This window comes from Pseudomonas sp. S2_E02, from assembly GCF_054668355.1.
Map to the genome: position 1 here is coordinate 3804703 of NZ_CP162761.1, position 25439 is coordinate 3830141.

Genomic DNA, 25439 nt, shown 5'->3' on the forward strand with positions numbered 1-25439 from the left:
GTCTATCTTTCTATCACATACCCAAATTTTTAAAGAACGAACTAGTCAAAGACTAGAAATCAACATTCACCATCATCATGATGGAATGCTCATTTCTAAGCTTTACACAAGAGAAGCAGTAGTGGTGGAGCCAAACGGGATCGAACCGTTGACCTCCTGCGTGCAAGGCAGGCGCTCTCCCAGCTGAGCTATGGCCCCGTATTTCTACAGGCGTTTCCCACACAAAATTGGTGGGTCTGGGCAGATTCGAACTGCCGACCTCACCCTTATCAGGGGTGCGCTCTAACCAACTGAGCTACAGACCCAATTTCGGGCTGCTTCTTTCGTCTTCTTCAATGAATCAAGCAATTCGTGTGGGAACTTATGGAGCAGCTGATGTCGTCGATTAAGGAGGTGATCCAGCCGCAGGTTCCCCTACGGCTACCTTGTTACGACTTCACCCCAGTCATGAATCACACCGTGGTAACCGTCCTCCCGAAGGTTAGACTAGCTACTTCTGGTGCAACCCACTCCCATGGTGTGACGGGCGGTGTGTACAAGGCCCGGGAACGTATTCACCGTGACATTCTGATTCACGATTACTAGCGATTCCGACTTCACGCAGTCGAGTTGCAGACTGCGATCCGGACTACGATCGGTTTTATGGGATTAGCTCCACCTCGCGGCTTGGCAACCCTTTGTACCGACCATTGTAGCACGTGTGTAGCCCAGGCCGTAAGGGCCATGATGACTTGACGTCATCCCCACCTTCCTCCGGTTTGTCACCGGCAGTCTCCTTAGAGTGCCCACCATAACGTGCTGGTAACTAAGGACAAGGGTTGCGCTCGTTACGGGACTTAACCCAACATCTCACGACACGAGCTGACGACAGCCATGCAGCACCTGTCTCAATGTTCCCGAAGGCACCAATCCATCTCTGGAAAGTTCATTGGATGTCAAGGCCTGGTAAGGTTCTTCGCGTTGCTTCGAATTAAACCACATGCTCCACCGCTTGTGCGGGCCCCCGTCAATTCATTTGAGTTTTAACCTTGCGGCCGTACTCCCCAGGCGGTCAACTTAATGCGTTAGCTGCGCCACTAAGAGCTCAAGGCTCCCAACGGCTAGTTGACATCGTTTACGGCGTGGACTACCAGGGTATCTAATCCTGTTTGCTCCCCACGCTTTCGCACCTCAGTGTCAGTATCAGTCCAGGTGGTCGCCTTCGCCACTGGTGTTCCTTCCTATATCTACGCATTTCACCGCTACACAGGAAATTCCACCACCCTCTACCATACTCTAGCTCGACAGTTTTGAATGCAGTTCCCAGGTTGAGCCCGGGGATTTCACATCCAACTTAACGAACCACCTACGCGCGCTTTACGCCCAGTAATTCCGATTAACGCTTGCACCCTCTGTATTACCGCGGCTGCTGGCACAGAGTTAGCCGGTGCTTATTCTGTCGGTAACGTCAAAACAGCAACGTATTAAGTTACTGCCCTTCCTCCCAACTTAAAGTGCTTTACAATCCGAAGACCTTCTTCACACACGCGGCATGGCTGGATCAGGCTTTCGCCCATTGTCCAATATTCCCCACTGCTGCCTCCCGTAGGAGTCTGGACCGTGTCTCAGTTCCAGTGTGACTGATCATCCTCTCAGACCAGTTACGGATCGTCGCCTTGGTGAGCCATTACCTCACCAACTAGCTAATCCGACCTAGGCTCATCTGATAGCGCAAGGCCCGAAGGTCCCCTGCTTTCTCCCGTAGGACGTATGCGGTATTAGCGTTCCTTTCGAAACGTTGTCCCCCACTACCAGGCAGATTCCTAGGCATTACTCACCCGTCCGCCGCTGAATCCAGGAGCAAGCTCCTCTCATCCGCTCGACTTGCATGTGTTAGGCCTGCCGCCAGCGTTCAATCTGAGCCATGATCAAACTCTTCAGTTCAAACATCTTTGGGTTTTTAAGAAACCCTAAACTTGGCTCAGCAATCGTTGGTTACATCTTTGATTTCTCGCGGAGTAACTTGTGATGCTGATAATCTTGTTGACTATCAGTCTGACTCCACAAGCACCCACACGAATTGCTTGATTCAGTTGTTAAAGAGCGGTTGGTTAAGATCTTTCGTCTCAACCGAGGCGCGCATTCTACAGCAGCCTCATTTGCTGTCAAGTGATTATTTTCAGAAGTTTTCGAAGAATTCTTCAACAACTTCAACCACTTGCGCTTCCGATCTCTCGTCAGCGGGAGGCGAATTCTACAGCGTTACACGCTGCTGTCAACACCTCTTTTTCAACTTCCTTCTGGCTTCGATGAACTGAAGCAACCTGCCGCCGAAACCTACATAACTCATTGAATCTCAAGGAGTTTTCCGTTTCGACTGCGCCGGAAGTGGGGCGAATTATAGACATCTGAAATTCGCCGTCAACACTTATTTTCAGAAATCACTCAGATTTCAGTGTGATACGCGCAAACGCCTTCTTGCCAGCCTGACAAACGTGGGTCGCGCCCAGTACATATATAAAGGAGCGATCAACGACTGCACCATCAATGCGCACACCACCAGACGCCAACAGATCACGCGCTGCCGCCGAGTTCTTCACCAACCCTGCCTTATTAAGGACAGCAGCGATCGGCATATCCTCAGTAGAGGCCAACTCGATCTCTGGCAGATCATCCGGCAACTCGCCATCTTTCATACGGTTACCCGCAGCACGATGGGCATTGGCAGCAGCCTCTTCGCCATGGAAGCGCGCAACGATCTCTTCAGCCAGTTTGATTTTGACATCGCGCGGATTAGCACCCGCCTCAACATCAGCGCGCAGTGCATTGATCTCATCCATCGAGCGAAAGCTGAGAAGCTCGAAGTAACGCCACATCAATGCATCCGGAATCGAAACCAGCTTGCTATACATGACGCCCGGCGCTTCCTGGATACCGACGTAGTTGCCCAAGGATTTGGACATCTTCTTCACGCCATCCAGACCTTCGAGCAGCGGCATGGTCAAAATGCATTGAGCCTCTTGACCATAACCACGCTGCAACTCACGCCCCATCAGCAAGTTGAACTTCTGATCGGTACCACCCAGCTCGACATCCGCCCGAAGCGCAACCGAATCGTATCCCTGCACCAGCGGATAGAGGAACTCGTGAATAGCGATTGGCTGATTGGTGGTGTAGCGCTTATCGAAGTCGTCACGCTCAAGCATACGCGCCACGGTGTACTGAGAGGTCAGGCGGATGAAGTCCGCCGGCCCCATCTGGTCCATCCAGGTGGAGTTGAACGCAACTTCGGTTTTCGCCGGATCAAGAATCTTGAACACCTGCGTCTTGTAAGTCTCGGCGTTTTCCAGAACCTGCTCGCGAGTCAACGGAGGACGCGTAGCACTCTTGCCGCTCGGATCACCGATCATTCCGGTGAAGTCACCTATAAGGAAGATAACCTGATGCCCCAGCTCCTGGAACTGGCGCAGCTTATTAATAAGCACCGTGTGACCCAAATGCAGATCAGGAGCGGTCGGATCGAAACCAGCCTTGATACGCAGCGGTTGGCCGCGCTTGAGCTTCTCGATCAGCTCGGACTCGACCAATAGTTCTTCCGCACCACGTTTAATCAGCGCTAGCTGCTCTTCAACCGACTTCATAACAGACCCGCAAGGCTCAGATTCAAAGGGAACCAACCATACAAGATCGTGCACCAATTACAAGTTTTGCCCGGCGCACGGACACCAATCCACAAACGCGGCGTCTGCAGACTTGCTTCAGAGATGATTTGGTTATATTTTATACAGTTATTTCATCTTCATCATGTCATTCATCTTTTCCAATTCATCTTTTTTCAAAGTCAAAATTACTTATGACCACAGAACCGTCTAAAGCGCCTCCGCTTTACCCGAAGACCCACCTGCTCGCCGCAAGTGGAATCGCCGCCCTTCTCAGCCTGGCACTCCTGGTATTCCCTTCCAGTGATGTTGAAGCCAAAAAGACGACCCTGAGCCTTGAACTGGAAAGTCCTGCTGAACAACTGACACAAGATCAAGACGCCGCTGACGCAGCTCAAGCCACAAATGAGCCCGTAGCTTCGCCATTTGCTCAAATCGAAAACAGTAGCGAAAACACCCCGCAAACCGCAGAGGCTGCACCTGCGCCAGCCTCCGAAAAGCCAAAAGCGCCTGGCCATCGCGAGGTCATTGTTGCCAAGGGCGATACCCTGTCGACCCTGTTCGAAAAGGTCGGCCTGCCTGCCGCCTCCGTTCACGAAGTCCTGGCCAGCGACAAACAAGCCAAACAGTTCAGCCAACTCAAGCATGGCCAGAAGCTCGAATTCGAATTGACCCCTGACGGCCAACTGACCAGTTTGCACAGCAAGGTCAGTGACGTCGAAACCATTACCCTGACCAAGAATGACAAGGGTTATGCCTTCAACCGGGTTACCGCAAAACCAACCGTTCGAACTGCTTACGTCCATGGCGTAATCAATAGCTCGCTCTCACAATCAGCAGCCCGTGCCGGTCTCTCCCATAGTCTGACCATGGATATGGCCAGCGTCTTTGGCTACGACGTCGATTTCGCTCAAGACATCCGCCAGGGTGACGAATTCGATGTGATCTACGAGCAGAAAGTGGTCAACGGCAAAGCCGTCGGCACCGGACCTATCCTGTCCGCTCGCTTTACTAACCGCGGCAAGACCTACACCGCCGTGCGTTACACCAACAAGCAAGGCAACAGCAGCTACTACACCGCTGACGGCAACAGCATGCGCAAGGCGTTCATCCGTACTCCGGTGGATTTCGCCCGCATCAGTTCGAAGTTCTCAATGGGCCGCAAGCACCCGATCCTCAACAAGATTCGCGCCCACAAAGGTGTTGATTACGCTGCGCCGCGCGGCACGCCAATCAAGGCTGCCGGTGACGGTAAAGTGTTGCTGGCCGGACGTCGTGGTGGCTACGGCAACACGGTGATCATCCAGCATGGCAACACCTACCGCACGCTGTACGGCCACATGCAAGGCTTCGCCAAAGGCGTGAAGACTGGCGGCTCCGTTAAGCAAGGCCAAGTCATCGGCTACATCGGCACCACCGGCCTCTCGACCGGCCCGCACTTGCACTATGAGTTCCAGGTCAACGGCGTTCACGTCGATCCGCTGGGACAGAAGCTGCCAATGGCTGATCCAATTGCCAAAGCCGAACGCGCTCGCTTCCTTGCACAGAGCCAGCCGCTGATGGCGCGCATGGATCAAGAGAAAGCCACCATGCTGGCTTCGAGCAAGCGCTAAGTCATGGCCCTGTATATCGGCGTGATGTCCGGAACCAGCCTCGACGGTCTGGACATTGCCCTGATCGAACAGACTTCGGCGATCAAACTGGTCGCCACCCACTACATCCCCATGCCTGAATCCCTGCGCGCCGAGCTGCTTGGCTTGTGCGCCAGCGGTCCTGACGAAATCGCCCGCTCGGCGATTGCCCAGCAGAACTGGGTGACACTCGCGGCGCAGGGCATTCATACCCTCCTCGATCAGCAGCGACTCAAACCGCAAGACATTCGGGCGATAGGCAGCCACGGCCAGACCATTCGCCATGAGCCTGCACGCGGTTTCACCGTGCAGATCGGCAACCCCGCTCTGCTGACCGAACTGACCGGTATCACCGTAGTCAGCGATTTCCGCAGTCGCGATGTGGCGGCCGGAGGCCAAGGCGCTCCGCTGGTACCTGCATTTCATGAAGCGTTATTTGAAGAGCGTACCGGTAACCAGGCCGTCTTGAATGTCGGCGGCTTCAGCAATCTGAGTCTGATTGAGCCGACCAAACCTGTAGCCGGTTTCGACTGCGGCCCCGGGAATGTGCTGATGGACGCCTGGATTCACCAGCAGCGCGGCGAAAACTATGATCGCAATGGCGACTGGGCTAAAACAGGTTCAGTCGAGCCGACACTGCTAAACGCACTCCTCAGCGATCCGTTCTTCGTCACCAAGGGGCCGAAAAGTACCGGCCGAGAAGTGTTCAACCTGCCCTGGCTGGAACAACATCTCTCGCACCTGCCAACCTTTGCTGCCGAGAACGTGCAAGCGACGCTGCTTGAGCTGACCGCGTTGACGATCATTGAATCTTTGCAAAACGCTCAAACCGATACTCAGGAACTGTTGGTCTGCGGCGGCGGCGCGCACAACGCCACGCTGATGAAGCGTCTGGCCGAGCTACTGCCGACCACCAAAGTCGCCAGCACTGCCACTCACGGCGTTGACCCGGACTGGGTCGAAGCCATGGCCTTCGCCTGGCTGGCCCATTGCTGCCTAGAAGGCATCGCCGCCAACCGCCCAAGCGTCACCGGCGCACGCGGGCTGCGGATACTTGGCGCTATCTACCCTGCTTAAAGATTAAGCACAGCAAAACGCCGCAGAACCGTGAGGCTCTGCGGCGTTTTGTTATCTGGAGCGAGGAGCGATCAGATCGAGAACGAAGACCCGCAACCACACGTCGTGGTGGCGTTCGGGTTCTTGATCACGAAACGCGAACCTTCCAGACCTTCCTGGTAGTCCACTTCAGCACCGGCCAGATACTGGAAGCTCATCGGATCCACCACCAGACTCACGCCTTCGCGCTCGACGATGGTGTCGTCCTCGGCCACATCTTCATCGAAGGTGAAACCGTATTGAAACCCTGAACAACCGCCGCCCGTAACGAATACGCGCAGCTTCAAGCGATCATTCCCCTCTTCATCGACCAGGCTCTTCACCTTGTGCGCGGCACCGTGGGTGAATTGCAAAGCCGTGGGGGTGAAGGATTCGACGCTCATGCTGACTATCTCCCGGCGTTACGCCGCCATAATGCGTGATGACGCGCATTATCCGCTTGTCCGAGAAAATCGGTCAACTATTGTTACGGTATATCAATAAACCCGACGAGCTGTTCAGAATGCAAAAAGGCCCGCTGAACGGGCCTTTTCGCTGTGCTGCTTAAAGTGTTACGGCAGCATACCGGCGTGGGACAGACCGAAACGCTCGTCCAGCCCGAACAGGATGTTCATGTTCTGCACCGCTTGACCCGACGCACCTTTGACCAGGTTGTCGATCACCGACAGCACCACCACCAGATCGCCATCCTGCGGACGATGAACGGCGATACGGCACACGTTGGCACCGCGCACGCTACGGGTTTCCGGATGGCTGCCGGCCGGCATTACATCGACGAACGGTTCGTTGGCATAGCGCTTTTCAAACAGCGCCTGCAGATCCACTGAGCGATCAACCACGGTCGCGTAGAGCGTCGAGTGAATGCCACGGATCATCGGAGTCAGGTGCGGAACGAAGGTCAGACCGACATCCTTGCCCGCTGCGCGACGCAGGCCCTGGCGAATTTCCGGCAGGTGACGGTGACCTTTCACCGCATAGGCCTTCATGCTTTCTGACGTTTCGGAGTACAGCGAGCCGACAGCCGCACCGCGACCGGCACCGCTGACGCCGGATTTGCAGTCGGCGATCAATCGCGAAGTATCCGCCAGACCAGCCTCGAGCAATGGCAGGAAACCCAGCTGCGTAGCGGTTGGGTAGCAACCCGGTACCGCGATCAGGCGAGCCTTCTTGATTTGCTCGCGATTGACTTCCGGCAGACCGTAAACCGCTTCATCCAGCAACTCCGGTGCGCCGTGCGGCTGACCGTACCACTTGGCCCACTCTTCAGCGTCTTGTAGACGGAAGTCTGCCGACAGGTCGATGACCTTGGTGCCCGCCGCGAGCAATTCACCGGCCAATGCGTGAGCCACACCGTGCGGTGTAGCGAAGAACACTACGTCGCAAGCGCCGAGGGTCTTGATGTCTGGGACGCTGAAGGCCAGGCCGTCGTAGTGTCCGCGCAGGTTCGGGTACAAGTCAGCCACGGCCAGACCGGCCTCGGATCGGGAAGTGATCACTACCACTTCTGCCTGCGGATGCTGCGCCAACAGACGCAGCAGTTCGACACCGGTGTAACCCGTGCCGCCGACGATACCGACCTTGACCATAACCTGCCCTCAAAGAACCCACTGGAAAGCCGTCGATAATAGGGGCCGCGCGGCCCTGCGACAACCGTCAAGGTGACGTGCGGACGCTCAAGCCTCTACTATCCGGCTTACCGTGAACCTGGAATAACTAAAAATGCTCTATCTATGGATCAAAGCTTTTCACATTGTCAGCATCGTTTGCTGGTTTGCCGGGCTGTTCTACTTGCCGCGTCTGTTCGTGTATCACGCGCAAAGCGAAGACACGATCAGCAAAGAGCGCTTCAGTGTCATGGAGCGCAAGCTGTATCGCGGCATCATGGGTCCGGCGATGATTGCGACGCTGATCTTCGGCGGCTGGCTGATTTACCTCAACCCGAGCATCTTCAGCATGGGCGGCTGGATTCACGCCAAACTGACCCTGGTCGTCTTGCTGATCGGCTACCACCACATGTGCGGCGCGCAGGTAAAACGTTTTGCCCGTGGCGAAAACACCCGCAGCCATGTCTTTTATCGCTGGTTCAATGAAGTGCCGGTTCTGATATTGCTGGCTATCGTAATTCTGGTCGTGGTCAAGCCGTTCTAACTTCAACAAGTACAGATCCTTGGGGTGTTCATAATGTCGCTGCCCGCTTTGCTCGAACAACGTCTGCGTCTGCCTGTAGTGGCGGCGCCGATGTTTCTGATTTCCAACCCTGAGCTGGTGCTCGCCTGCTGCCGTAATGGCGTGGTCGGCAGTTTTCCTGCGCTGAACCAACGCGAAAGCAGCGGATTCAAAGCCTGGCTGGAACAGATCGAAGCGGGCCTGGCGACACTGGACAACCCGGCGCCGTACGCGGTGAACCTGATCGTGCACAACAGCAACCCGCGCTTGCAGGCAGACCTGAACATCTGCGTCGAACACAAAGTGCCGATCGTCATCACCAGCCTCGGCGCGGTGAAGGAGTTGGTCGACGCGGTACACAGTTATGGCGGCCTGGTCTTCCATGACGTCACCACTCGCCGACATGCCGAGAAAGCGGCCGAGGCGGGTGTCGACGGTTTGATCGCCGTGGCGGCCGGCGCCGGGGGGCATGCCGGGACCTGGAGTCCGTTTGCGCTGATTGCCGAGATCCGTCAGTTCTTCGATAAAACCCTTCTGCTTGCAGGATGTCTTAACCACGGGCATGAGATTCTCGCCGCACAGCTGCTCGGCGCGGATCTGGCCTACTTCGGTACGCGATTTATCGGCACCACGGAAAGTCATGCGCCCGACGCCTACAAGGAGATGCTGCTGACAGCCAAGGCGTCCGACATCATCCATACTCCAGCGGTCTCGGGAGTGCCGGCGAGCTTTATGCGGCAGAGCCTGGAAGCGGCCGGGTTCGACATGGCCGCTCTGCAAGGCAAAGGCGAAGTGAATTTCGGTGACAAGCTCAAGCCAATCAATGATGAAGCCAAAGCCTGGAAGACTGTGTGGTCGGCCGGACAAGGCGTCGGACAGATCGATGACCTGCCGAGCGTAGATCAATTGATCGCACGGCTGGACGCTGAATACCGGAAAGCCCAGGAACACGCAGCACAATTGCCAAAACGCTGGCCGCGCGAATAAAACCGGGCCAGTCGACTCAAGACTGGCCTTACACTGACGACCTTTCAAACCATTCGCGACAAGGATGCCTCGGCCATGAGCGAACCCCGTTACAAGATCGTATTCGACGGTGCTTTGCAGCCCGGTGTCGATATCACTACCGCCAAGCTCAATCTGGCTGATCTTTTCAAAAGTGAAGTGGCCGCCATCGAACGCCTGTTCAATGGCCGCGCCGTAGCACTCAAACGCGACCTGTCCCACAACGATGCACAGGCTTATCTACAAGCTCTGAGCAAAACCGGGATTGATGCACGCATTGAAGCAGAGACGGCAATCGAACTGAATCTATCGGACGTCCAGGAACACTCCACTGTGGTGGCAGAACCGGACTCCCCGTATGCACCGCCTCGCGCCAATGTGGGGGAAAATCTTCCGGCGTTCGCCACGCTCAAGCCGTTCAGCGTCGAAGGGCGAATCGGCCGCCTGCGTTTTCTGGCATGGACGATGGTCCTGAGTCTGGTGACCCTGCCCATTGTCGGCGTGTTCGCCCTGCTGGCTCTGGGTCTGGTCAGCGGCGACTCCACCACCGGCCTGATCATCGGCGGAATTTTCGCGTTCTTCCTGTTTATCGCCTTCCTGATTGTCAGCATTCTGTTCAGCGTCCAGCGTCTGCACGACATTGGCTGGTCCGGCTGGCTCTGGCTGCTGAACCTGGTACCGTTCGTGGGCAGCTTCTTCCCGCTGGTGATCATGGTCGTACCGGGCAACACCGGCGCCAATCGCTACGGCCCTCCCCCGCCGCCAAACAGCACCGCCGTGAAAGTGCTGTGCTCCCTGTGGATCGTGTTCTTCGCACTGATTTTTGTCGGTGGAATGCTCGGCGGCATCTCAGCCATCCAGCAGGAATATGAAAGCAATCTGGAAAGCAGCTACGAAAGTGGCTCGGTGACCACTGACGAAGTCGAAGTAGAGGTCGAAACGCCTGCGGATTCCGCCGACGAGGCAGCCGAAGCGGCGCAGGCCCCTGTAGACTCTGCGAAAGAATGAACAGCGCTCCCCGCCGTGACACCCGCGTCGCCGGCGCGGAGCTGTTGCGATGGAGAATTGCATGACCCGTTACGCACTGATCACCGGCGCCTCCAGCGGCATCGGCCTGGCCATGGCCGAAGCTCTGGCCCGGCGTGGCCGCAGCCTGATTCTGGTGGCCCGACAGCGTGATCAGCTCGAAAGCATTGCGATCGAATTGACCCAGCGTTTTGGCGTCGAGGTACTGTTCCGCGCCTGCGATCTGGGCGAGCCATTGCGTCTGTCCGGCTTCCTGCTGGAACTGGAAGAAGGTGACCGACAGATCGACTTGCTGGTCAATTGCGCCGGCATCGGCACCTGCGGCCCGTTTCTCGCACAGGACTGGATGACCGAGCAGGATCTGATCGAAGTGAACATCCTCGCCCTCACCCGTCTCTGCCACGCCATCGGCAACAGCATGGCGCTGCAGGGCGGCGGGCAGATTCTCAACGTCGCCTCGGTGGCCGCCTTCAATCCCGGCCCATGGATGAGCACTTACTACGCCAGCAAGGCGTATGTGCTGCACTTCTCCGAAGCCTTGCGGGTTGAACTGAAACAAAGTGCGGTGAAGGTCTCGGTACTCTGCCCCGGCCCGACACGCACGGCATTTTTCCGCACGGCGCAGCTGAACAGCGACAAACTCAAAGACAGCAAGTTAATGATGAGCCCAGAGGAAGTTGCGCTGTACACCGTACGCGCCCTCGACAAGAACCGCGCAATCATCATTCCCGGACGACGCAACCGCTGGTTCGCGTTCTTGCCGCGACTGGGCTCGCGCTGGCTCAATCGCACCATCGTCGGTATGGTCAATAAAGCTTACTGCCCGCGCTGAAGAAACCGGATTCAACGCGGTACACTCGATTCAGCCCAAACAGCGGAGAAAACAGCAGTGGATACTCTGTTCACCAAGATCATCAACCGGGAAATCCCGGCCAAGATCATTTACGAAGACGACCAGGTTCTGGCCTTCCATGACATCGCCCCTCAGGCACCGGTGCATTTCCTGGTGATCCCGAAAAAACCGGTGCGCACCCTCAATGACCTGACCGAAGATGACAAGGCACTGGCCGGGCACATCCTGTTCACTGCGCAGCGTCTGGCACTGGAACTGGGTTGCGAAGAAGGTTTCCGCGTGGTGATGAACTGCAATGAAAAAGGTGGGCAGACCGTCTATCACATTCATATGCACGTACTCGGTCAGCGTCAGATGAACTGGCCACCGGGCTGATTCACGACAAAAACTGTGGGAGCGAGCTTGCTCGCGAAGGCGTCGGCAGATTCAAAACCTCCATTGCCTGACACTCCGCTTTCGCGAGCAAGCTCACTCCCACAAAAAAGCATGACCGCGCAGCAAATGACCCAACGCAAACCTTCCCCGGCCGATTCGGTTAAACTGGCCGCCGAGATTCTTCCCGGAGGTCAGCATGACTACCCAACGTCACTACTCGCCGATTGACCGTCTTCTGCTGCAAGCCGATGCTGCAATGCGTACTCTGCTGCCCTTCAGTGGCCAGCCGTACCGTCCGTCGCCGGCGATTTTGCAGCCGGACACGCAGATGAGCGACGAAGACACCCGCCACGTCGCCGGCCTGATGCGTATCAACCATACCGGTGAAGTCTGCGCCCAAGCGCTGTATCAGGGGCAGGCGTTGACCGCCAAGCTGCCTCAGGTGCGCGAGGCCATGGAGCACGCCGCCGAAGAAGAGATTGATCATCTGGTCTGGTGCGAACAGCGTATTCATCAGTTGGGCAGCCATACCAGCGTTTTGAATCCACTGTTTTACGGGATGTCGTTCGGGATCGGCGCAGTGGCCGGGTTGATCAGCGACAAGGTCAGCCTTGGATTCGTCGCGGCGACCGAGCATCAGGTGTGCAAGCACTTGAATGAACACCTGGAGCAATTGCCGGCCGAGGACGAAAAGTCCCGGGCAATTCTGGAGCAGATGCGCATAGATGAAGAACATCATGCGGAAAGTGCGCTGGAGGCTGGGGGTTTTCGGTTTCCGGCGCCGGTGAAGTTCGGGATGAGTATTCTGGCCAAGGTGATGACCAAGAGCACTTATCGGATCTGAGATCTGTGTAGGTGCTGAATCGCGAGCAGGCTCGCCCCCACAGGGTGCTTTGTTCCAGCAATAAAAAAGGCGACTGTCCTGAAACAGTCGCCTTTTTTGTGCCCGGGAATCTTAGGTCGGCATGTTGCGTGCGTAGAAGATTTCGAGCATTTCGTGTTTCACACGGTCGGTCACCTGAACGCGCTGCTCGGAGGACAGATTGCTGGTGGCGTCGCCGAACAGGTAGTTGTCCAGTTCGAAGTTCTTCAGCAGCATTTTGGTGTGGAACAGGTTTTCCTGGTACACGTTCACGTCAGTCATCTGGTACGCGTCGCGGGTGTCTTCGGAGAGGTAGTTCTGGATCGAATTGATCTCGTGGTCGATGAAGTGCTTGTTGCCTTCAACGTCACGGGTGAAGCCGCGCACACGGTAATCCACAGTCACGATGTCCGAATCGAACTGGTGAATGAGGAAATTGAGCGCTTTGAGCGGTGAAATGACACCACAAGTCGACACATCGATGTCCACACGGAAAGTTGCAATACCGTCATCCGGATGGATTTCCGGGTAGGTGTGCACCGTAATGTGACTCTTGTCGAGGTGGGCCAGGATAATTTCGGGCAACGGACCCGGCGACTCTTCGATCTGGCTTTCAGTCGGGGTTACCGGCTCTTCAGAAATCAGAATCGTGACGCTGGCGCCCTGGGGTTCATAGTCCTGACTGGCAATGTTCAGGATGTTGGCACCAATGATCTCGACAACTTCTGTGAGAATCTGCGTCAGGCGTTTCGCGTTGTACTCTTGATTGATGTACTCGACGTAAGCCTGCTGGTCTTGCGGGGTTTCCGCGTAGCAGATGTCATAGATATTGAAGCTCAAGGTCTTTGTCAGGTTATTGAACCCGTGGAGCTTGAGTTTGCTTTTCACCGTTAAAAACTCTCTATGTATGCGGCCCGGCCGCGTGATCAAGCATGCCCGTCAAGTGCGAACGACGCACCTGCGTAGGACGGTTAACACCTCTTCGCTATGGCGATTTTGGTTATCTGTTCAAGCGGTTGATCCGTCGGCTGACCGATCGCTGCCCTGAAAAAAGTGGCGCATTATGCAGACGTCAACGAGTGATCGTCAGAGTCTGCACTGCGTTTATGATAGTTGAATGTTGGTTCAACCGAGTTCGACGATTTCGTAGTCGTGGGTGATCGCCACGCCTGCCGCGCCAAGCATGATCGAAGCGGAGCAGTATTTCTCGGCGGACAGTTCAATGGCGCGCTTGACCTGAGCTTCTTTCAAGCCACGGCCCTTGACCACGAAATGCATGTGGATCTTGGTGAACACCTTCGGATCTTCGGTCGCGCGCTCGGCGTCGAGAAAGGCCTCGCAGCTTTCAACGGCCTGACGGGATTTCTTCAGGATGCTGACCACGTCGAAGTTGCTGCAACCGCCGACACCCAGCAGAAGCATTTCCATCGGACGAACACCCAGATTACGACCACCGGCGTCCGGCGGACCGTCCATCACCACGACATGACCGCTACCGGATTCGCCGAGGAACATGGCTTCGCCAGCCCATTGGATGCGTGCCTTCATCGCCCAGACTCCACTGTAAAAAAAAGGGTCGCCAGCTTAGCACAGGGCTTTGCCCGGACAGCGAGCAACGTTCCTAGGACACGATGCCTCAGCGCTGTAGGTAATTTCTCGAATTTGCGACGAAGTGTCTGTTAAGCTGGCGCCAATTCGCTGGCGCCCATGCCAGCCCGTGTAGCGACCGCCTTCAGCGCCTCATAAAAAATCAAACATCACCGTGCAGTCTTTTCGGGATACAACCATGGTTGCTATTACCCCCACATCCAAAATCAAGAATCTCGACAAGCTGTTGATGCATTGCCAGCGCCGTCGCCATGCGGCCAAGAGCAACATCATCTGTGCGGGCGATCGCTCGGACACGCTGTACTTCATCATCAAGGGTTCTGTGACGATCCTGATCGAGGATGACGACGGTCGGGAGATGATCATCGCTTACCTCAACGCCGGGGATTTCTTTGGCGAACTGGGCCTGTTCGAGCAAGCGGGACAGGAACAGCAACGCAGCGCCTGGGTGCGGGCCAAGGTCGAATGCGAAACAGCGGAAATCAGCTACGCCAAGTTCCGCGAATTGTCGCAGCAGGATCCGGACATTCTTTACGTACTCAGCGGACAAATCGCACAACGTCTGCGCAACACCACGCGCAAGGTCGGCGATCTGGCGTTCTTCGATGTAACCGGCCGAGTGGCGCGTTGCCTGCTGGAGTTGTGCAAGCAGCCGGACGCAATGACACACCCGGATGGCATGCAGATCAAGGTGACCCGTCAGGAAATCGGCCGGATTGTCGGTTGTTCGCGGGAGATGGTCGGTCGCGTGCTCAAGGATCTTGAGGAGCGCAACCTGGTCGATGTGAAAGGCAAGACCATGGTGGTCTTCGGTACGCGCTAAGCCCGATAGTCAGGCGTTGTAGATCTGCGCCAGCATCAAACGAAACAGTTCATCGAGACGCGCCAAAGCCCCAGGCGCGTTGAACTTTTCATGCAGGCCAATGTGGCTCTCCGCCCGCACCCGCAGCTCCAGGCCGCACGCTTCATTGAAGCGATTGACCGCCGCGACCATCGAGTCGCGCTCGTTATCCATCAGCATCGCACCGTGCACCAGGCCCACCGGACGTTGCCCGCCCTGACTCTGGCGCCAGCGCTGGGCCGTGCCGACCATTTTGCGACCGTCGAGGTTGACGTTGAAACGGCCGTCGCAGAATGCACCGTCGATTTCGCCAAGTGATGACGTGCCGCCCAACTCCTCCAGCAACTGACAGATCGGGTCGCAGAGACGGTGGTAGCCGGTTTCGATGCGGTTCAGGTCGCCTTCGCTGCGTGGTGGTGCATAGACCAGGGCGATGTTGATCGTCGCCGCTGATTGCGGGACGGGTTCGCCACCGGTTTCGCGTAGCAGGACGGGCCAGCCAGCGGCGGCTGAGACTTCGCAGGCGTGGTCGAACGTGGCGAGGCGATTGAGGCGGCGAGGCATGACCAACGCACGATCGCTGGGTTGCCAGAATAGAAGGCCGAATTCTGCATCACCGGCGCAGACCGAGGCCAGCAAGTCTTGTTCGGCTTGCAGGCCGGTTTCGATGGTCAGGGAGGTTGGCAGCGACATAACAGGCTCCGGCAACATGGAAATCTTTTGCGGTTTCGATGGCCCCTTCGCGAGCAAGCTCGCTCCCACATTGGAATGCATTTCCCCTGTGGGAGTGAGCCTGCTCGCGATGGTCTCGACTCAGTCTAGAGCGAATCAGTCGAGGGTCGAACCGCTGATGGAAGTCCCGCGCTCCGGGAAGAACAGACGCTGCAATTCAGTGCCAGGATTCTCGGCGCGCATGAACGCTTCACCCACCAGGAACGAATACACTTCGCTGATTTCCATCAACTCGACATCGGCACGATTGAGAATACCGCTCTCAGTGATGACCAGACGATCGCGCGGAATGCGCGGCAGCAGGTCGAGGGTGGTTTCCAGGCTGACGTCGAAGGTGTGCAGGTTACGGTTGTTGACCCCGACCAGCGGCGTGTCGAGGGTTTTCAATGCACGTTCCAGCTCATCGCCGTCGTGCACTTCGACCAACACATCGAGACCGACGCCTTTGGCGACAGCGGCCAGCTCGGCCATTTTCACGTCATCCAGTGCGGAGACGATCAGCAGCACACAGTCAGCACCCAGCGCGCGGGCTTCGACGATCTGGTAAGGATCGATCATGAAGTCCTTGCGAATCACCGGCAGTTTGCACGCGGCTCGGGCCTGTTGCAGATAAGCATCGGCGCCCTGGAAGTAATCGATGTCGGTCAGCACGGACAGACAGGTCGCCCCGCCCTTCTCGTAGCTTTTGGCGATGTCGGCCGGAATGAAGTTCTCGCGGATCACACCTTTGCTCGGCGAGGCCTTTTTGATTTCGGCAATGACTGCGGGCTGCTTCTTCTTGGCTTGCGCCAGCAACGCTTGGGCAAAACCACGGGGTGCATCGGCCGCCTTGGCCAGACTTTCCAGCTCACTCAGGCTCACACGGGCGCTACGCTCGGCGACTTCCTGAACCTTGCGGGCCAGAATGTTTTCCAGAACCGTCGGTACACTCATCCCTCATTCTCCACTTTGAATACCGCCGTAAAGGCACCCAGCTCCTCGAGTTTTTCTCGAGCGAGGCCGGTGTGCAGGGCGTCGTGCGCAAGCTCCACACCCTGTTTCAAACTACTCGCCACGTCAGCGGCATAAAGCGCCGCACCGGCATTGAGCACAATCATTTCGGCGGCTTTCTGGCCGTTTTCGGTCTTGCGCTTGCCGAGAGCATCACGGATCAGCGCCAGCGACGCCTCCGGGCCTTCGACCGACAGACCGTGCAGGCTCTGGCTCTTCATGCCGAGATCTTCCGGCTCGACCCAATACTCGGTGATTTCGTTGTTCTTCAACTCGGCAACAAAAGTCGGCGCGGCAAGACTGAACTCGTCCAGGCCGTCCTTCGAATGCACCACCAGTACATGCTTGCTGCCCAGGCGCTGCAAGACTTCGGCCAATGGCCGGCACAATGCCTGAGTGAACACGCCCACCACCTGATGTTTCACACCGGCCGGATTCGTAAGCGGGCCGAGCATGTTGAACAGCGTACGCAAGCCAAGATCGCGGCGCGGGCCGGCGGCGTACTTCATGGCTTTGTGGTGGGTCTGGGCAAACATGAAACCGATGCCGACGTTGTCGATGCAACGCGCGACTTGCACCGGCGTCAGGTTCAGATAGATGCCGGCGGCTTCCAGCAAGTCGGCGCTGCCGCTCTTGCCCGATACCGCGCGGTTGCCGTGCTTGGCCACGGTGCAACCGGCTGCCGCTACGACAAACGAAGAGGCGGTGGATACGTTGAAGATGTTCGCGCCGTCACCGCCGGTGCCGACCACATCGACCACGCCGTCGAGGGTCTTCAGTTCGACCTGATCGGCCAGCTCACGCATCACCGACACGGCGCCGACGATTTCGTCGATGCTCTCGCTCTTCATGCGCATGGCCATCATGAACGCGCCGATCTGCGCGTCGGTGCATTGGCCGGTCATGATTTCGCGCATCACGTCGCGCATTTCATCGGTGCTGAGGTCGAGGTGATCGACGATACGGCTCAGGGCTGTCTTGATATTCATGGGAAGTCCTTAGCGCGTGCCGCCGGTTTGTTTGAGGAAGTTGGCAAACAGCTCATGGCCCTGCTCGGTCAGGATCGACTCGGGGTGAAACTGTACGCCCTCAATGTTCAGGGTCTTGTGACGCAGGCCCATGATTTCGTCGACGCTGCCGTCATCGTGTTGCGTCCATGCGGTCAGCTCCAGGCAATCGGGCAACGTCGCATGCTTGACGATCAGCGAGTGGTAACGGGTGACGGTCAGCGGATGGTTCAGGCCAGCGAAAACGCCCTTGTCCTCGTGGAATACCGGACTAGTCTTACCGTGCATCACCTGCCGCGCACGCACTACGTCGCCGCCAAAGGCCTGACCGATGGACTGGTGGCCGAGGCAGACGCCGAGGATCGGCAGCTTGCCGGCAAAGTGCTTGATCGCTTCGATGGAGATGCCGGCTTCGGTTGGCGTGCACGGGCCGGGGGAAACCACGATGCGCTCAGGCTTGAGTGCTTCGATTTCGGCGATGGTCAGCTCGTCGTTGCGCACCACTTTGACTTCGGCACCCAGCTCGCCGAGGTATTGCACAACGTTGTAAGTAAAGGAGTCGTAGTTGTCGATCATCAGCAACATGGCGTGTCGAACCTCTTGAATTCTGATTTGAAAACAGCCTTCAGATCACTTGCCCGCAGGGCGCTGCACGATGTCGGACGCAGAAAGATGCGTCGGCACAGCGGCATTTCAAACAGGCAAGGAAGGCAAAGCGATAAAGATCCGGCGGGGCCGGCAGAAAAGATTCAGGCGCGCCAACGCCAGCGGGCGTGTGCCTTGATGACTTGATCCAGAAGTTTGCTGGTGATCAACACGGGGAAGGTCTCGTTCATACGTTCCGGCACAGTAACTTAGCTGGGCGGAGCGTGCAATATGGCCGGGGCTGCGGCAGATAAAACCGGGGGAGGATTCGCGACCGATGGCAAAACGCCGGGAGTTTTTGGTACTGTCGTTTCGTTCACCCACAATAATAAATAAACGGACTTGCTCATGATCAAACAGACGTTGTTTGTACCGCTGGCTGGCTGCCTGCTTGCACTGGCTTGTGCTCAGGCCAATGCTGCACCCAATCCCTATTCGAATTTCATAGTTTTCGGCGACAGTCTGAATGACGCCGGAACCTTCACCGACACTGGCGGACCAGCCGGCTCCACCGAGCGTTACACCAACCGGACCGGGCCGGTGTATCAGGATGGCAGCGGTGAACTGTATTCATTGAATTCCACGCAGTTGCTCGGCGGACGCCTTGGCTTTTCGCCAGACCAGACAGCCTCCTCCAGCTCTGCCGTGCGCGCCGAAAACGGCCAGCCGGACGGTAACAACTGGGCGGTCGGCGGTTATCGCACCGACCAGATCCTCGACTCGATCACCACGCAATCCGCAACCGGCGAACGCACCCGCGCCGGTTACCTGCCATCGAACGGCTTCCGCGCCGACCCGAAGGCGCTGTATTACATTTCCGGCGGCGGTAACGACTTCCTGCAAGGTCGCATTCTCAGCCTGCCGCAAGCCAACGCCGCCGCCGATCGACTGGCCGACAGCGTGCAGACCCTGCAAACCGCCGGCGCCAAGTACGTGATGGTCTGGCTGTTGCCTGACGTTGGCCTGACCCCGGCCATCAACGGTACACCGCTGCAAGCCTTCAGCAGCCAGCTCGCCACGCAGTTCAACAGCCAGTTGGTCACTCGCCTGCAAGGCATCAACGCTGAAATCATTCCGCTGAACATTCCGGTCCTGTTGTCGGAAGTGTTTGCCGATCCAGGACGTTTTGGCCTCGCAACCGATCAGAACCTCACTGCGACCTGCTTCAGTGGCAATAGCTGCACCGAAAACGCCCGTTACGGCATCAACAGCGCGACACCCGATCCGAGCAAGCTGATCTACAACGACGGCGTGCACCCGACCGAGGCCGGGCAAAAGCTGATCTCCGATTACGCCTATTCCCTGCTCGCCGCGCCGTGGGAGCTGACGCTGCTACCGGAAATGGCCCACGCCACCGTGCGTGCGCATCAGGATGAGCTGCGCAATCAATGGCAGGCGGACTGGGAGAACTGGCAAGCGGTAGGACAATGGCGCGCCATTGTTTCGGCAGGCGGCCAACATCTTGATGTCGACAGCCAAAGCAGCGGCGCCAGCGCCGATGGCAGCGGTTACAACCTCAACGTCGGCGGCAGCTACCGCTTGAATGAAGCTTGGCGCGTCGGTGTGGCAGGCGGTTTCTACCGGCAGAATCTGGAGGCTGGGCATAACGATTCCGACTACAAACTCAACAGCTACATGGCCACGGCATTTGCCCAATATCAGCAAAATCGCTGGTGGGCTGACGCAGCGTTGACCGGCGGCAAACTCGACTACGACAACCTCAAGCGCAAGTTTGATCTGGGCGTCAGCGAAGGTGCTGAAAAAGGCGACACCGACGGCAGCCTCTGGGCCTTCAGCGCCCGCGTCGGTTACGACATTGCCCAGCCGGGCAGCGAGTGGCACCTGTCGCCATTCGTCAGCGCCGACTACGCCAGCGTCGATGTCGACGGCTACTCAGAGAAAAGCAACCGCGCCACGGCGCTGACTTTCGATGATCAGACTCGTGACTCGAAACGCCTGGGGTTGGGCTTGCAGGGCAAGTACAACATCACCCCGCAAACCCAGATATTCGGCGAGTACGCTCACGAGCGTGAGTACGAAGACGACGTGCAGAAGGTCAACATCGCGCTCAATACCTTGCCGGCCAACGACTTCAAACTTGAGGGCTACACGCCGCAGAGTCATTTGAACCGTTTGAGCCTGGGCGTCAGCCACAAACTCACGGCGGATCTGGCGCTGCGCGGCGGCTACTCGCTGCGCAAGGATGATGACTTTACCCAGCAGGGCGTTAATGTCGGGGTTGTGCTCGACTTCTAAATCCCACGCATAAAAAAGCGGCGCCTTCACAGGCGCCGCTTTTTATTGCCGAACACAAAGCCCACTGTGGGAGCGAGCCTGCTCGCGAAGAGGGTGTGTCAGTCGCCTTTAATGTTTGCTGACACAACGCCTTCGCGAGCAAGCTCGCTCCCACAGGGAAGATCAGTGATCAGTCCGGGGTTTGCTCGGCCAGGGCCACGGCGCGGAACATCGCGCGGCGCTTGTTCAGAGTTTCTTCCCATTCCAGTGCCGGCACCGAGTCGGCAACGATGCCGCCGCCGGCCTGCACGTGCAGTTCGCCGTTCTTGATCACCGCCGTACGAATCGCAATCGCGGTGTCCATGTTGCCGTTCCAGGCGAAGTAACCCACCGCCCCACCGTAGACGCCACGCTTGACCGGCTCCAGTTCGTCGATGATTTCCATCGCGCGAATCTTCGGCGCGCCCGACAAGGTGCCCGCCGGCAGAATCGCTCGCAGCGCGTCCATTGCCGTCAGCCCGGCTTTCAACTGGCCGGTGACGTTGGAGACGATGTGCATCACGTTGGAATAGCGCTCGATGACCATCTTCTCGGTGAGCTTCACCGAGCCGATTTCCGAAACCCGGCCAGTGTCGTTACGACCCAGATCGATCAGCATCAAGTGCTCGGCGATCTCCTTGTCGTCTGACAGCAAGTCCTCTTCCAGCGCCACATCCGCTTCTTCCGTGGCGCCACGTGGGCGCGTGCCGGCAATCGGGCGCACGGTGATCAGGTTGTCTTCGACCCGCACCAGCACTTCCGGCGAACTGCCAACGACGTGGAAGTCGCCGAAGTTGAAAAAGTACATGTACGGCGTCGGGTTGAAGCAACGCAAAGCGCGGTACAGATCGATCGGCGCAGCCTTGAAGTCGATCGACATGCGCTGCGACGGCACAACCTGCATGCAGTCACCGGCAAGGATGTATTCCTTGATGGTATCGACGGCTTTTTCGTAGTCGTTCTGGGTGAAACTCGAACGGAACACCGGATCAGCCGACTGCTGCTTGCTGAAATCCAGGCCGCGGCGCGGGGTGATCGGCTGACGGAGTTTTTCCAGCAACGCCTGCAACTGTGCCTGACCTTGTTCGAAGGCATCCGCCTGCGCAGGGTCGGCCAGCACGATCGCGTGCATCTTGCCGGCGAGGTTGTCGAACACCACGACGGCGTCGGAAACCATCAGCAGAATATCCGGTACGCCCAGCGGATCCGGGTTCGGGCACTTGCCCAAGCGCTTCTCGACATAACGCACGCAGTCATAACCGAAGTAACCGACCAGACCACCGTTGAAACGCGGCAGACCGGCGATGGTCGGCACGTTGTAACGCGCCTTGAAGGTTTCGACGAAGGCCAGCGGATCTTCAACGTCGTGGCTTTCGGTCTCGACGCCATCAACGGTGATGCTGACGTGATGGTCATGAACCCGCAACACAGTGCGGCACGGCAGACCGATGATCGAGTAACGGCCCCATTTCTCGCCGCCCTGTACCGATTCGAGCAGGTAGGAGTTGGGCTGGTCGGCCAGTTTCAGGTAGATCGACAGCGGGGTGTCGAAGTCGGCCAGGGTTTCGCAGGCCAACGGAATGCGGTTGTAGCCGTCAGCGGCCAAGCGCAGGAATTCTTCGCGGATCATAAGGTGCCTCGTGGTGTGAGGGGCAAATCAGTCAGGTATGCAAACGCGCCGGCAGGCCGGCCAGGAACAAGTCAGGCGCGCCAACGCCAGCGGGCCAGGGCCTTGATGACTTTCATCCAGAGTTTGCGAGTGACCACCACGATGGCGTTTCCAGAATGGGATTGAGCAGCGTCGGGCAACGTTATCTCAGCGGCCGAACCGAGGCAACCGGGAATTAGCTTGCGCAGATCGTCGATCACCAGCGCCGGGGATTCCTCGGCGATCGGCCTGCCGTGGTTGTAGCCATAACTCAGCGCCACGCATTTGACCCCCGCCGCTTTCGCCGCCAGCACGTCGCTGCGCGAGTCGCCGACGAACAACGATTGCGAGGCCGGGATGTTGGCCATTTTCATCACGAAAAACAGCGCGGCCGGATCAGGCTTTTTCTGCGGCAGGGTATCGCCACCGATGATCCACTTGAAGTAGCGACCGATCTTCATCTGATCCAGCAGCGGCGCGACGAAGCGCTCCGGTTTGTTGGTAATCAGCGCCATGGCCACGCCTTGCTTGTGCAGCCACTTGAGAGTGTCGCGCACGCCGGGATAGACCACGGTCAGCTCATGGCTGGCGCCGTAGGCGTCCATGAATACTTCCAGCGCGTGCTCGGCTTCGACGTCATCCACCGCCGAATGATCGATACCACCGGCCAACGCACGGCGCACCAGTACTGGCGCGCCGTTGCCCACCCACTCGCGCACCGAATCGATGCCCGCCGGTTGCCGGCCGAGAGAGAGCAGCATGGTGTCCACGGCGGCTGCCAGGTCCGGAACCGAGTCGATCAGTGTGCCATCCAGATCGAACATCACCAGCCGTGGCAGTTTCCCCGGGAACAGCTGCTCAAACCCGCTCATGGGCGAGCCAGCGCCAGTTCGGAACGCATCTTGTCGATGACTTCCTGATAGTTCGGCGCATTGAAGATTGCCGAGCCGGCAACAAAGGTGTCAGCGCCAGCAGCGGCGATTTCGCGGATGTTGTTGACGTTGACGCCGCCATCGATTTCCAGGCGGATGTCACGGCCCGAGGCATCGATGATCGCCCGCGCTTCGCGCAGTTTATCGAGGGTGCCAGGAATGAACTTCTGCCCGCCGAAGCCCGGGTTGACGCTCATCAGCAAGACCATGTCGACCTTGTCGATCACATACTTGAGCACGTCCAGCGGGGTCGCCGGGTTGAACACCAGACCGGATTTGCAGCCACCTTCACGGATCAGCTGCAGCGAGCGATCGACGTGCAGCGTGGCTTCCGGGTGGAAGGTGATGTAGGTGGCGCCAGCTTCGATGAAGTCGCCGACAATGCGATCCACCGGGCTGACCATCAGGTGCGCGTCGATCGGCGCGGTAACGCCGTACTTGCGCAATGCCGCGCAGACCATCGGACCGATGGTCAGGTTTGGCACGTAGTGGTTGTCCATGACGTCGAAGTGGACGAAGTCGGCGCCAGCGGCGAGAACGTTGTCTACTTCCTCGCCGAGGCGGGCGAAGTCGGCGGAGAGAATCGACGGAGCAATTACGAAGGGCTGCATGACGCACCTTTTCTGAGCTAAATCACGATGGCGCGCATTGTATACCTCAAGTTTCCAAGCGCGCACCGTGACCGCGATGATTGGGTTATGCCATGACGGATGACCAGCGCTGACTCAATACGCCGCGCGGTAGATCTTCTCGATATCGACAGCACTGAGTTTGCGCGGGTTATTGCGCATCAGCCGCTCAATGCCCGCGGCTTCCACGGCCATCGCCGGGATCGCCTCTTCCGGCACGCCGAAACTACGCAGCCCGGCCGGGATTTCCACGGCCGCGCACAGATCGGTCATCGCCTGCACGGCTTTGTCCGCCGCCTCGGCTGCACTCAGATGAGCAGTCTTCACCCCCATGGCTTCGGCAATATCCTGCATGCGTTCGACGCAGGCCATCTTGTTCCAGGTCATGACATACGGCAGCAGCAAGGCATTGCTCACGCCATGGGCGATATTGAAACGCCCGCCCAGTGGATACGCCAGCGCATGCACCGCGCCAACCCCGGCATTGCCGAACGCCATGCCGGCCATCAGGCTGGCGGTGGCCATGTCTTCGCGAGCCTGCAGGTTGGCGCCGTTGGCATAGGCCTTGGGCAACGCTTTGGCGATCAGCTTGATGGCGCCGATGGCCAGCGAATCGGTGATCGGCGAGGCATTCACCGACAGATAGGATTCGATGGCGTGCACCAAGGCGTCGACGCCACTGGCGGCGGTGACGCTGCGTGGGCAGGTCAGGGTCATCTGCGGGCTGACCAGCGCCACGTCCGGTAACAGAAAGTCGCTGACGATGCCTTTCTTCAACTGCGCGACTTTGTCCGAGAGAATCGCAACATTGGTCACTTCAGAGCCAGTGCCGGCGGTGGTCGGGATGGCAATCAGCGGTGGGCCTTTGCGTGGCACCTGATCGACGCCGAACAGATCTTCCAGCGCGCCGTGGTAACCGGCGTAGGCGGCGACGCTTTTGGCGATGTCGATGGCACTGCCGCCACCGAGGCCGATCAAGCCGTCATGCCCGCCCTCGCGGTAAACGCGCATGCAGTCTTCGACGATGGCGATTTCCGGATCGGGCAGCACGCGGTCGAAAATCTCGTAGTCGCGCCCACCGAGTTGCACCAGCGCCAGCTCGACGGTGCCGGATTTGACCAGCGCGGCGTCGGTGACGATCAGTGGATTGTCGATGTCCAGGCGCGTGAGCTCAGCGGCCAGTTGTTCGATGGCGGCGGCGCCGGTGATCAGTTTGTGAGCGATTTTGAACTGGGACAGACTCATCGTGCGCAGCCTCTTATAGATGTGGGAGCTGGGCACAAGATTAGCTGGGGATTTGGGGTTGTCTGCTATTCAGGTGGTGAATGGTTGATCGGTTAGAAGATCAAGAGCCCCTCACCCTAGCCCTCTCCCGGAGGGAGAGGGGACTGACCGAGGTGGATGGGAGAGGTACACCGACGTGCGATACCGAGTCGAACTCGAGTTTTGAAAAGCACAACG

23 protein-coding genes, 2 tRNA genes and 1 rRNA gene are annotated in these 25439 nt (G+C 57.9%); 10 read left to right on the forward strand and 16 right to left on the reverse strand.

Annotated features, from left to right (window positions below; translation table 11 throughout):
- Window positions 1-122: 122 nt before the first annotated feature.
- The 4 genes from AB4O01_RS17150 to tyrS form a co-directional block, all read right to left on the reverse strand.
- A tRNA-Ala gene (locus AB4O01_RS17150) sits at window positions 123-198 on the reverse strand.
- A 30-nt stretch (window positions 199-228) separates the two neighbouring features.
- A tRNA-Ile gene (locus tag AB4O01_RS17155) sits at window positions 229-305 on the reverse strand.
- A gap of 81 nt (window positions 306-386) precedes the next feature.
- A 16S ribosomal RNA gene (locus tag AB4O01_RS17160) occupies window positions 387-1923 on the reverse strand.
- 497 nt (window positions 1924-2420) lie between these two features.
- Complete coding sequence (gene tyrS, locus AB4O01_RS17165) at window positions 2421-3620, reverse strand: tyrosine--tRNA ligase (protein ID WP_093441830.1); 1200 nt, start codon at window positions 3618-3620, stop codon at window positions 2421-2423.
- Window positions 3621-3832: 212 nt separating this feature from the next.
- On the opposite strand from tyrS, the gene AB4O01_RS17170 reads away from it, so the two are divergent.
- Both AB4O01_RS17170 and AB4O01_RS17175 read left to right on the forward strand, forming a co-directional pair.
- Window positions 3833-5251: a peptidoglycan DD-metalloendopeptidase family protein gene (locus tag AB4O01_RS17170; RefSeq protein ID WP_460089079.1), complete on the forward strand. Its 1419-nt coding sequence runs from the start codon at window positions 3833-3835 to the stop codon at window positions 5249-5251.
- A 3-nt stretch (window positions 5252-5254) separates the two neighbouring features.
- Window positions 5255-6346: an anhydro-N-acetylmuramic acid kinase gene (locus tag AB4O01_RS17175; RefSeq protein WP_093441839.1), complete on the forward strand. Its 1092-nt coding sequence runs from the start codon at window positions 5255-5257 to the stop codon at window positions 6344-6346.
- Between the two features lie 71 nt (window positions 6347-6417).
- Here AB4O01_RS17175 and erpA read toward each other — a convergent pair whose 3' ends face one another.
- Both erpA and argC read right to left on the reverse strand, forming a co-directional pair.
- A complete protein-coding gene (gene erpA, locus AB4O01_RS17180) occupies window positions 6418-6768 on the reverse strand; it encodes an iron-sulfur cluster insertion protein ErpA (RefSeq protein WP_008077999.1) in 351 nt (116 codons plus the stop codon).
- A gap of 168 nt (window positions 6769-6936) precedes the next feature.
- Window positions 6937-7971, reverse strand: a complete 1035-nt coding sequence (gene argC / locus AB4O01_RS17185) for an N-acetyl-gamma-glutamyl-phosphate reductase (RefSeq protein WP_460089080.1) — start codon at window positions 7969-7971, stop codon at window positions 6937-6939.
- A gap of 133 nt (window positions 7972-8104) precedes the next feature.
- On the opposite strand from argC, the gene hemJ reads away from it, so the two are divergent.
- From hemJ to coq7, 6 genes are all read left to right on the forward strand, one after another.
- Window positions 8105-8533, forward strand: a complete 429-nt coding sequence (gene hemJ, locus AB4O01_RS17190) for a protoporphyrinogen oxidase HemJ (RefSeq protein WP_034155111.1) — start codon at window positions 8105-8107, stop codon at window positions 8531-8533.
- A gap of 33 nt (window positions 8534-8566) precedes the next feature.
- A complete protein-coding gene (locus tag AB4O01_RS17195) occupies window positions 8567-9538 on the forward strand; it encodes an NAD(P)H-dependent flavin oxidoreductase (protein ID WP_099757314.1) in 972 nt (323 codons plus the stop codon).
- Between the two features lie 75 nt (window positions 9539-9613).
- Window positions 9614-10564, forward strand: coding sequence for a DUF805 domain-containing protein (locus tag AB4O01_RS17200; RefSeq protein ID WP_093441849.1), 951 nt, complete (start codon window positions 9614-9616; stop codon window positions 10562-10564).
- 61 nt (window positions 10565-10625) lie between these two features.
- Window positions 10626-11414, forward strand: coding sequence for an SDR family NAD(P)-dependent oxidoreductase (locus tag AB4O01_RS17205; RefSeq protein ID WP_093441854.1), 789 nt, complete (start codon window positions 10626-10628; stop codon window positions 11412-11414).
- A gap of 57 nt (window positions 11415-11471) precedes the next feature.
- Window positions 11472-11810, forward strand: a complete 339-nt coding sequence (locus AB4O01_RS17210) for a histidine triad nucleotide-binding protein (RefSeq protein WP_003228789.1) — start codon at window positions 11472-11474, stop codon at window positions 11808-11810.
- 196 nt (window positions 11811-12006) lie between these two features.
- On the forward strand, window positions 12007-12654 hold the full coding sequence (gene coq7, locus AB4O01_RS17215) for a 2-polyprenyl-3-methyl-6-methoxy-1,4-benzoquinone monooxygenase (protein WP_008077993.1): 648 nt from the start codon (window positions 12007-12009) through the stop codon (window positions 12652-12654).
- A 111-nt stretch (window positions 12655-12765) separates the two neighbouring features.
- Here coq7 and speD read toward each other — a convergent pair whose 3' ends face one another.
- Window positions 12766-13560, reverse strand: a complete 795-nt coding sequence (gene speD, locus AB4O01_RS17220) for an adenosylmethionine decarboxylase (RefSeq protein ID WP_194935305.1) — start codon at window positions 13558-13560, stop codon at window positions 12766-12768.
- Between the two features lie 237 nt (window positions 13561-13797).
- Window positions 13798-14220 carry an OsmC family protein gene (locus AB4O01_RS17225; RefSeq protein ID WP_016772921.1) on the reverse strand — a complete coding sequence of 141 codons (423 nt, stop codon included), beginning with the start codon at window positions 14218-14220 and terminating at the stop codon, window positions 13798-13800.
- Window positions 14221-14458: 238 nt separating this feature from the next.
- On the opposite strand from AB4O01_RS17225, the gene crp reads away from it, so the two are divergent.
- Complete coding sequence (crp, locus tag AB4O01_RS17230) at window positions 14459-15103, forward strand: cAMP-activated global transcriptional regulator CRP (protein WP_093441863.1); 645 nt, start codon at window positions 14459-14461, stop codon at window positions 15101-15103.
- A gap of 9 nt (window positions 15104-15112) precedes the next feature.
- Here the strand turns inward: crp and AB4O01_RS17235 are convergent, their stop codons facing one another.
- The 4 genes from AB4O01_RS17235 to AB4O01_RS17250 form a co-directional block, all read right to left on the reverse strand.
- The gene (locus AB4O01_RS17235) at window positions 15113-15814 is read right to left on the reverse strand and encodes a lipoate--protein ligase family protein (RefSeq protein ID WP_460089081.1); all 702 of its coding nucleotides are present in this window, start codon (window positions 15812-15814) and stop codon (window positions 15113-15115) included.
- 135 nt (window positions 15815-15949) lie between these two features.
- Window positions 15950-16786, reverse strand: a complete 837-nt coding sequence (gene trpC / locus AB4O01_RS17240; protein ID WP_093441870.1) for an indole-3-glycerol phosphate synthase TrpC — start codon at window positions 16784-16786, stop codon at window positions 15950-15952.
- Window positions 16783-17832, reverse strand: coding sequence for an anthranilate phosphoribosyltransferase (trpD, locus tag AB4O01_RS17245; RefSeq protein ID WP_095050325.1), 1050 nt, complete (start codon window positions 17830-17832; stop codon window positions 16783-16785). The genes trpC and trpD overlap by 4 nt, the downstream gene beginning before the upstream one ends.
- A gap of 9 nt (window positions 17833-17841) precedes the next feature.
- Entirely contained in the window at window positions 17842-18435 is a 594-nt protein-coding gene (locus tag AB4O01_RS17250) for an aminodeoxychorismate/anthranilate synthase component II (protein ID WP_186619856.1), read from the reverse strand.
- 408 nt (window positions 18436-18843) lie between these two features.
- Between AB4O01_RS17250 and estP the strand changes: the two genes are divergently transcribed.
- On the forward strand, window positions 18844-20751 hold the full coding sequence (gene estP, locus AB4O01_RS17255) for an esterase EstP (RefSeq protein WP_460089082.1): 1908 nt from the start codon (window positions 18844-18846) through the stop codon (window positions 20749-20751).
- Window positions 20752-20920: 169 nt separating this feature from the next.
- On the opposite strand, the gene trpE is transcribed toward estP, so the two are convergent.
- The 4 genes from trpE to AB4O01_RS17275 form a co-directional block, all read right to left on the reverse strand.
- Window positions 20921-22399: an anthranilate synthase component I gene (gene trpE / locus AB4O01_RS17260; protein WP_460089083.1), complete on the reverse strand. Its 1479-nt coding sequence runs from the start codon at window positions 22397-22399 to the stop codon at window positions 20921-20923.
- A gap of 71 nt (window positions 22400-22470) precedes the next feature.
- Window positions 22471-23289, reverse strand: coding sequence for a phosphoglycolate phosphatase (locus tag AB4O01_RS17265; RefSeq protein ID WP_034155098.1), 819 nt, complete (start codon window positions 23287-23289; stop codon window positions 22471-22473).
- Window positions 23286-23960 carry a ribulose-phosphate 3-epimerase gene (rpe, locus tag AB4O01_RS17270; RefSeq protein ID WP_007918813.1) on the reverse strand — a complete coding sequence of 225 codons (675 nt, stop codon included), beginning with the start codon at window positions 23958-23960 and terminating at the stop codon, window positions 23286-23288. Before rpe ends, AB4O01_RS17265 begins: the two co-directional genes overlap by 4 nt.
- Before the next feature lie 114 nt (window positions 23961-24074).
- Window positions 24075-25223 carry an iron-containing alcohol dehydrogenase gene (locus AB4O01_RS17275; RefSeq protein WP_093441891.1) on the reverse strand — a complete coding sequence of 383 codons (1149 nt, stop codon included), beginning with the start codon at window positions 25221-25223 and terminating at the stop codon, window positions 24075-24077.
- Window positions 25224-25439 lie beyond the last annotated feature (216 nt).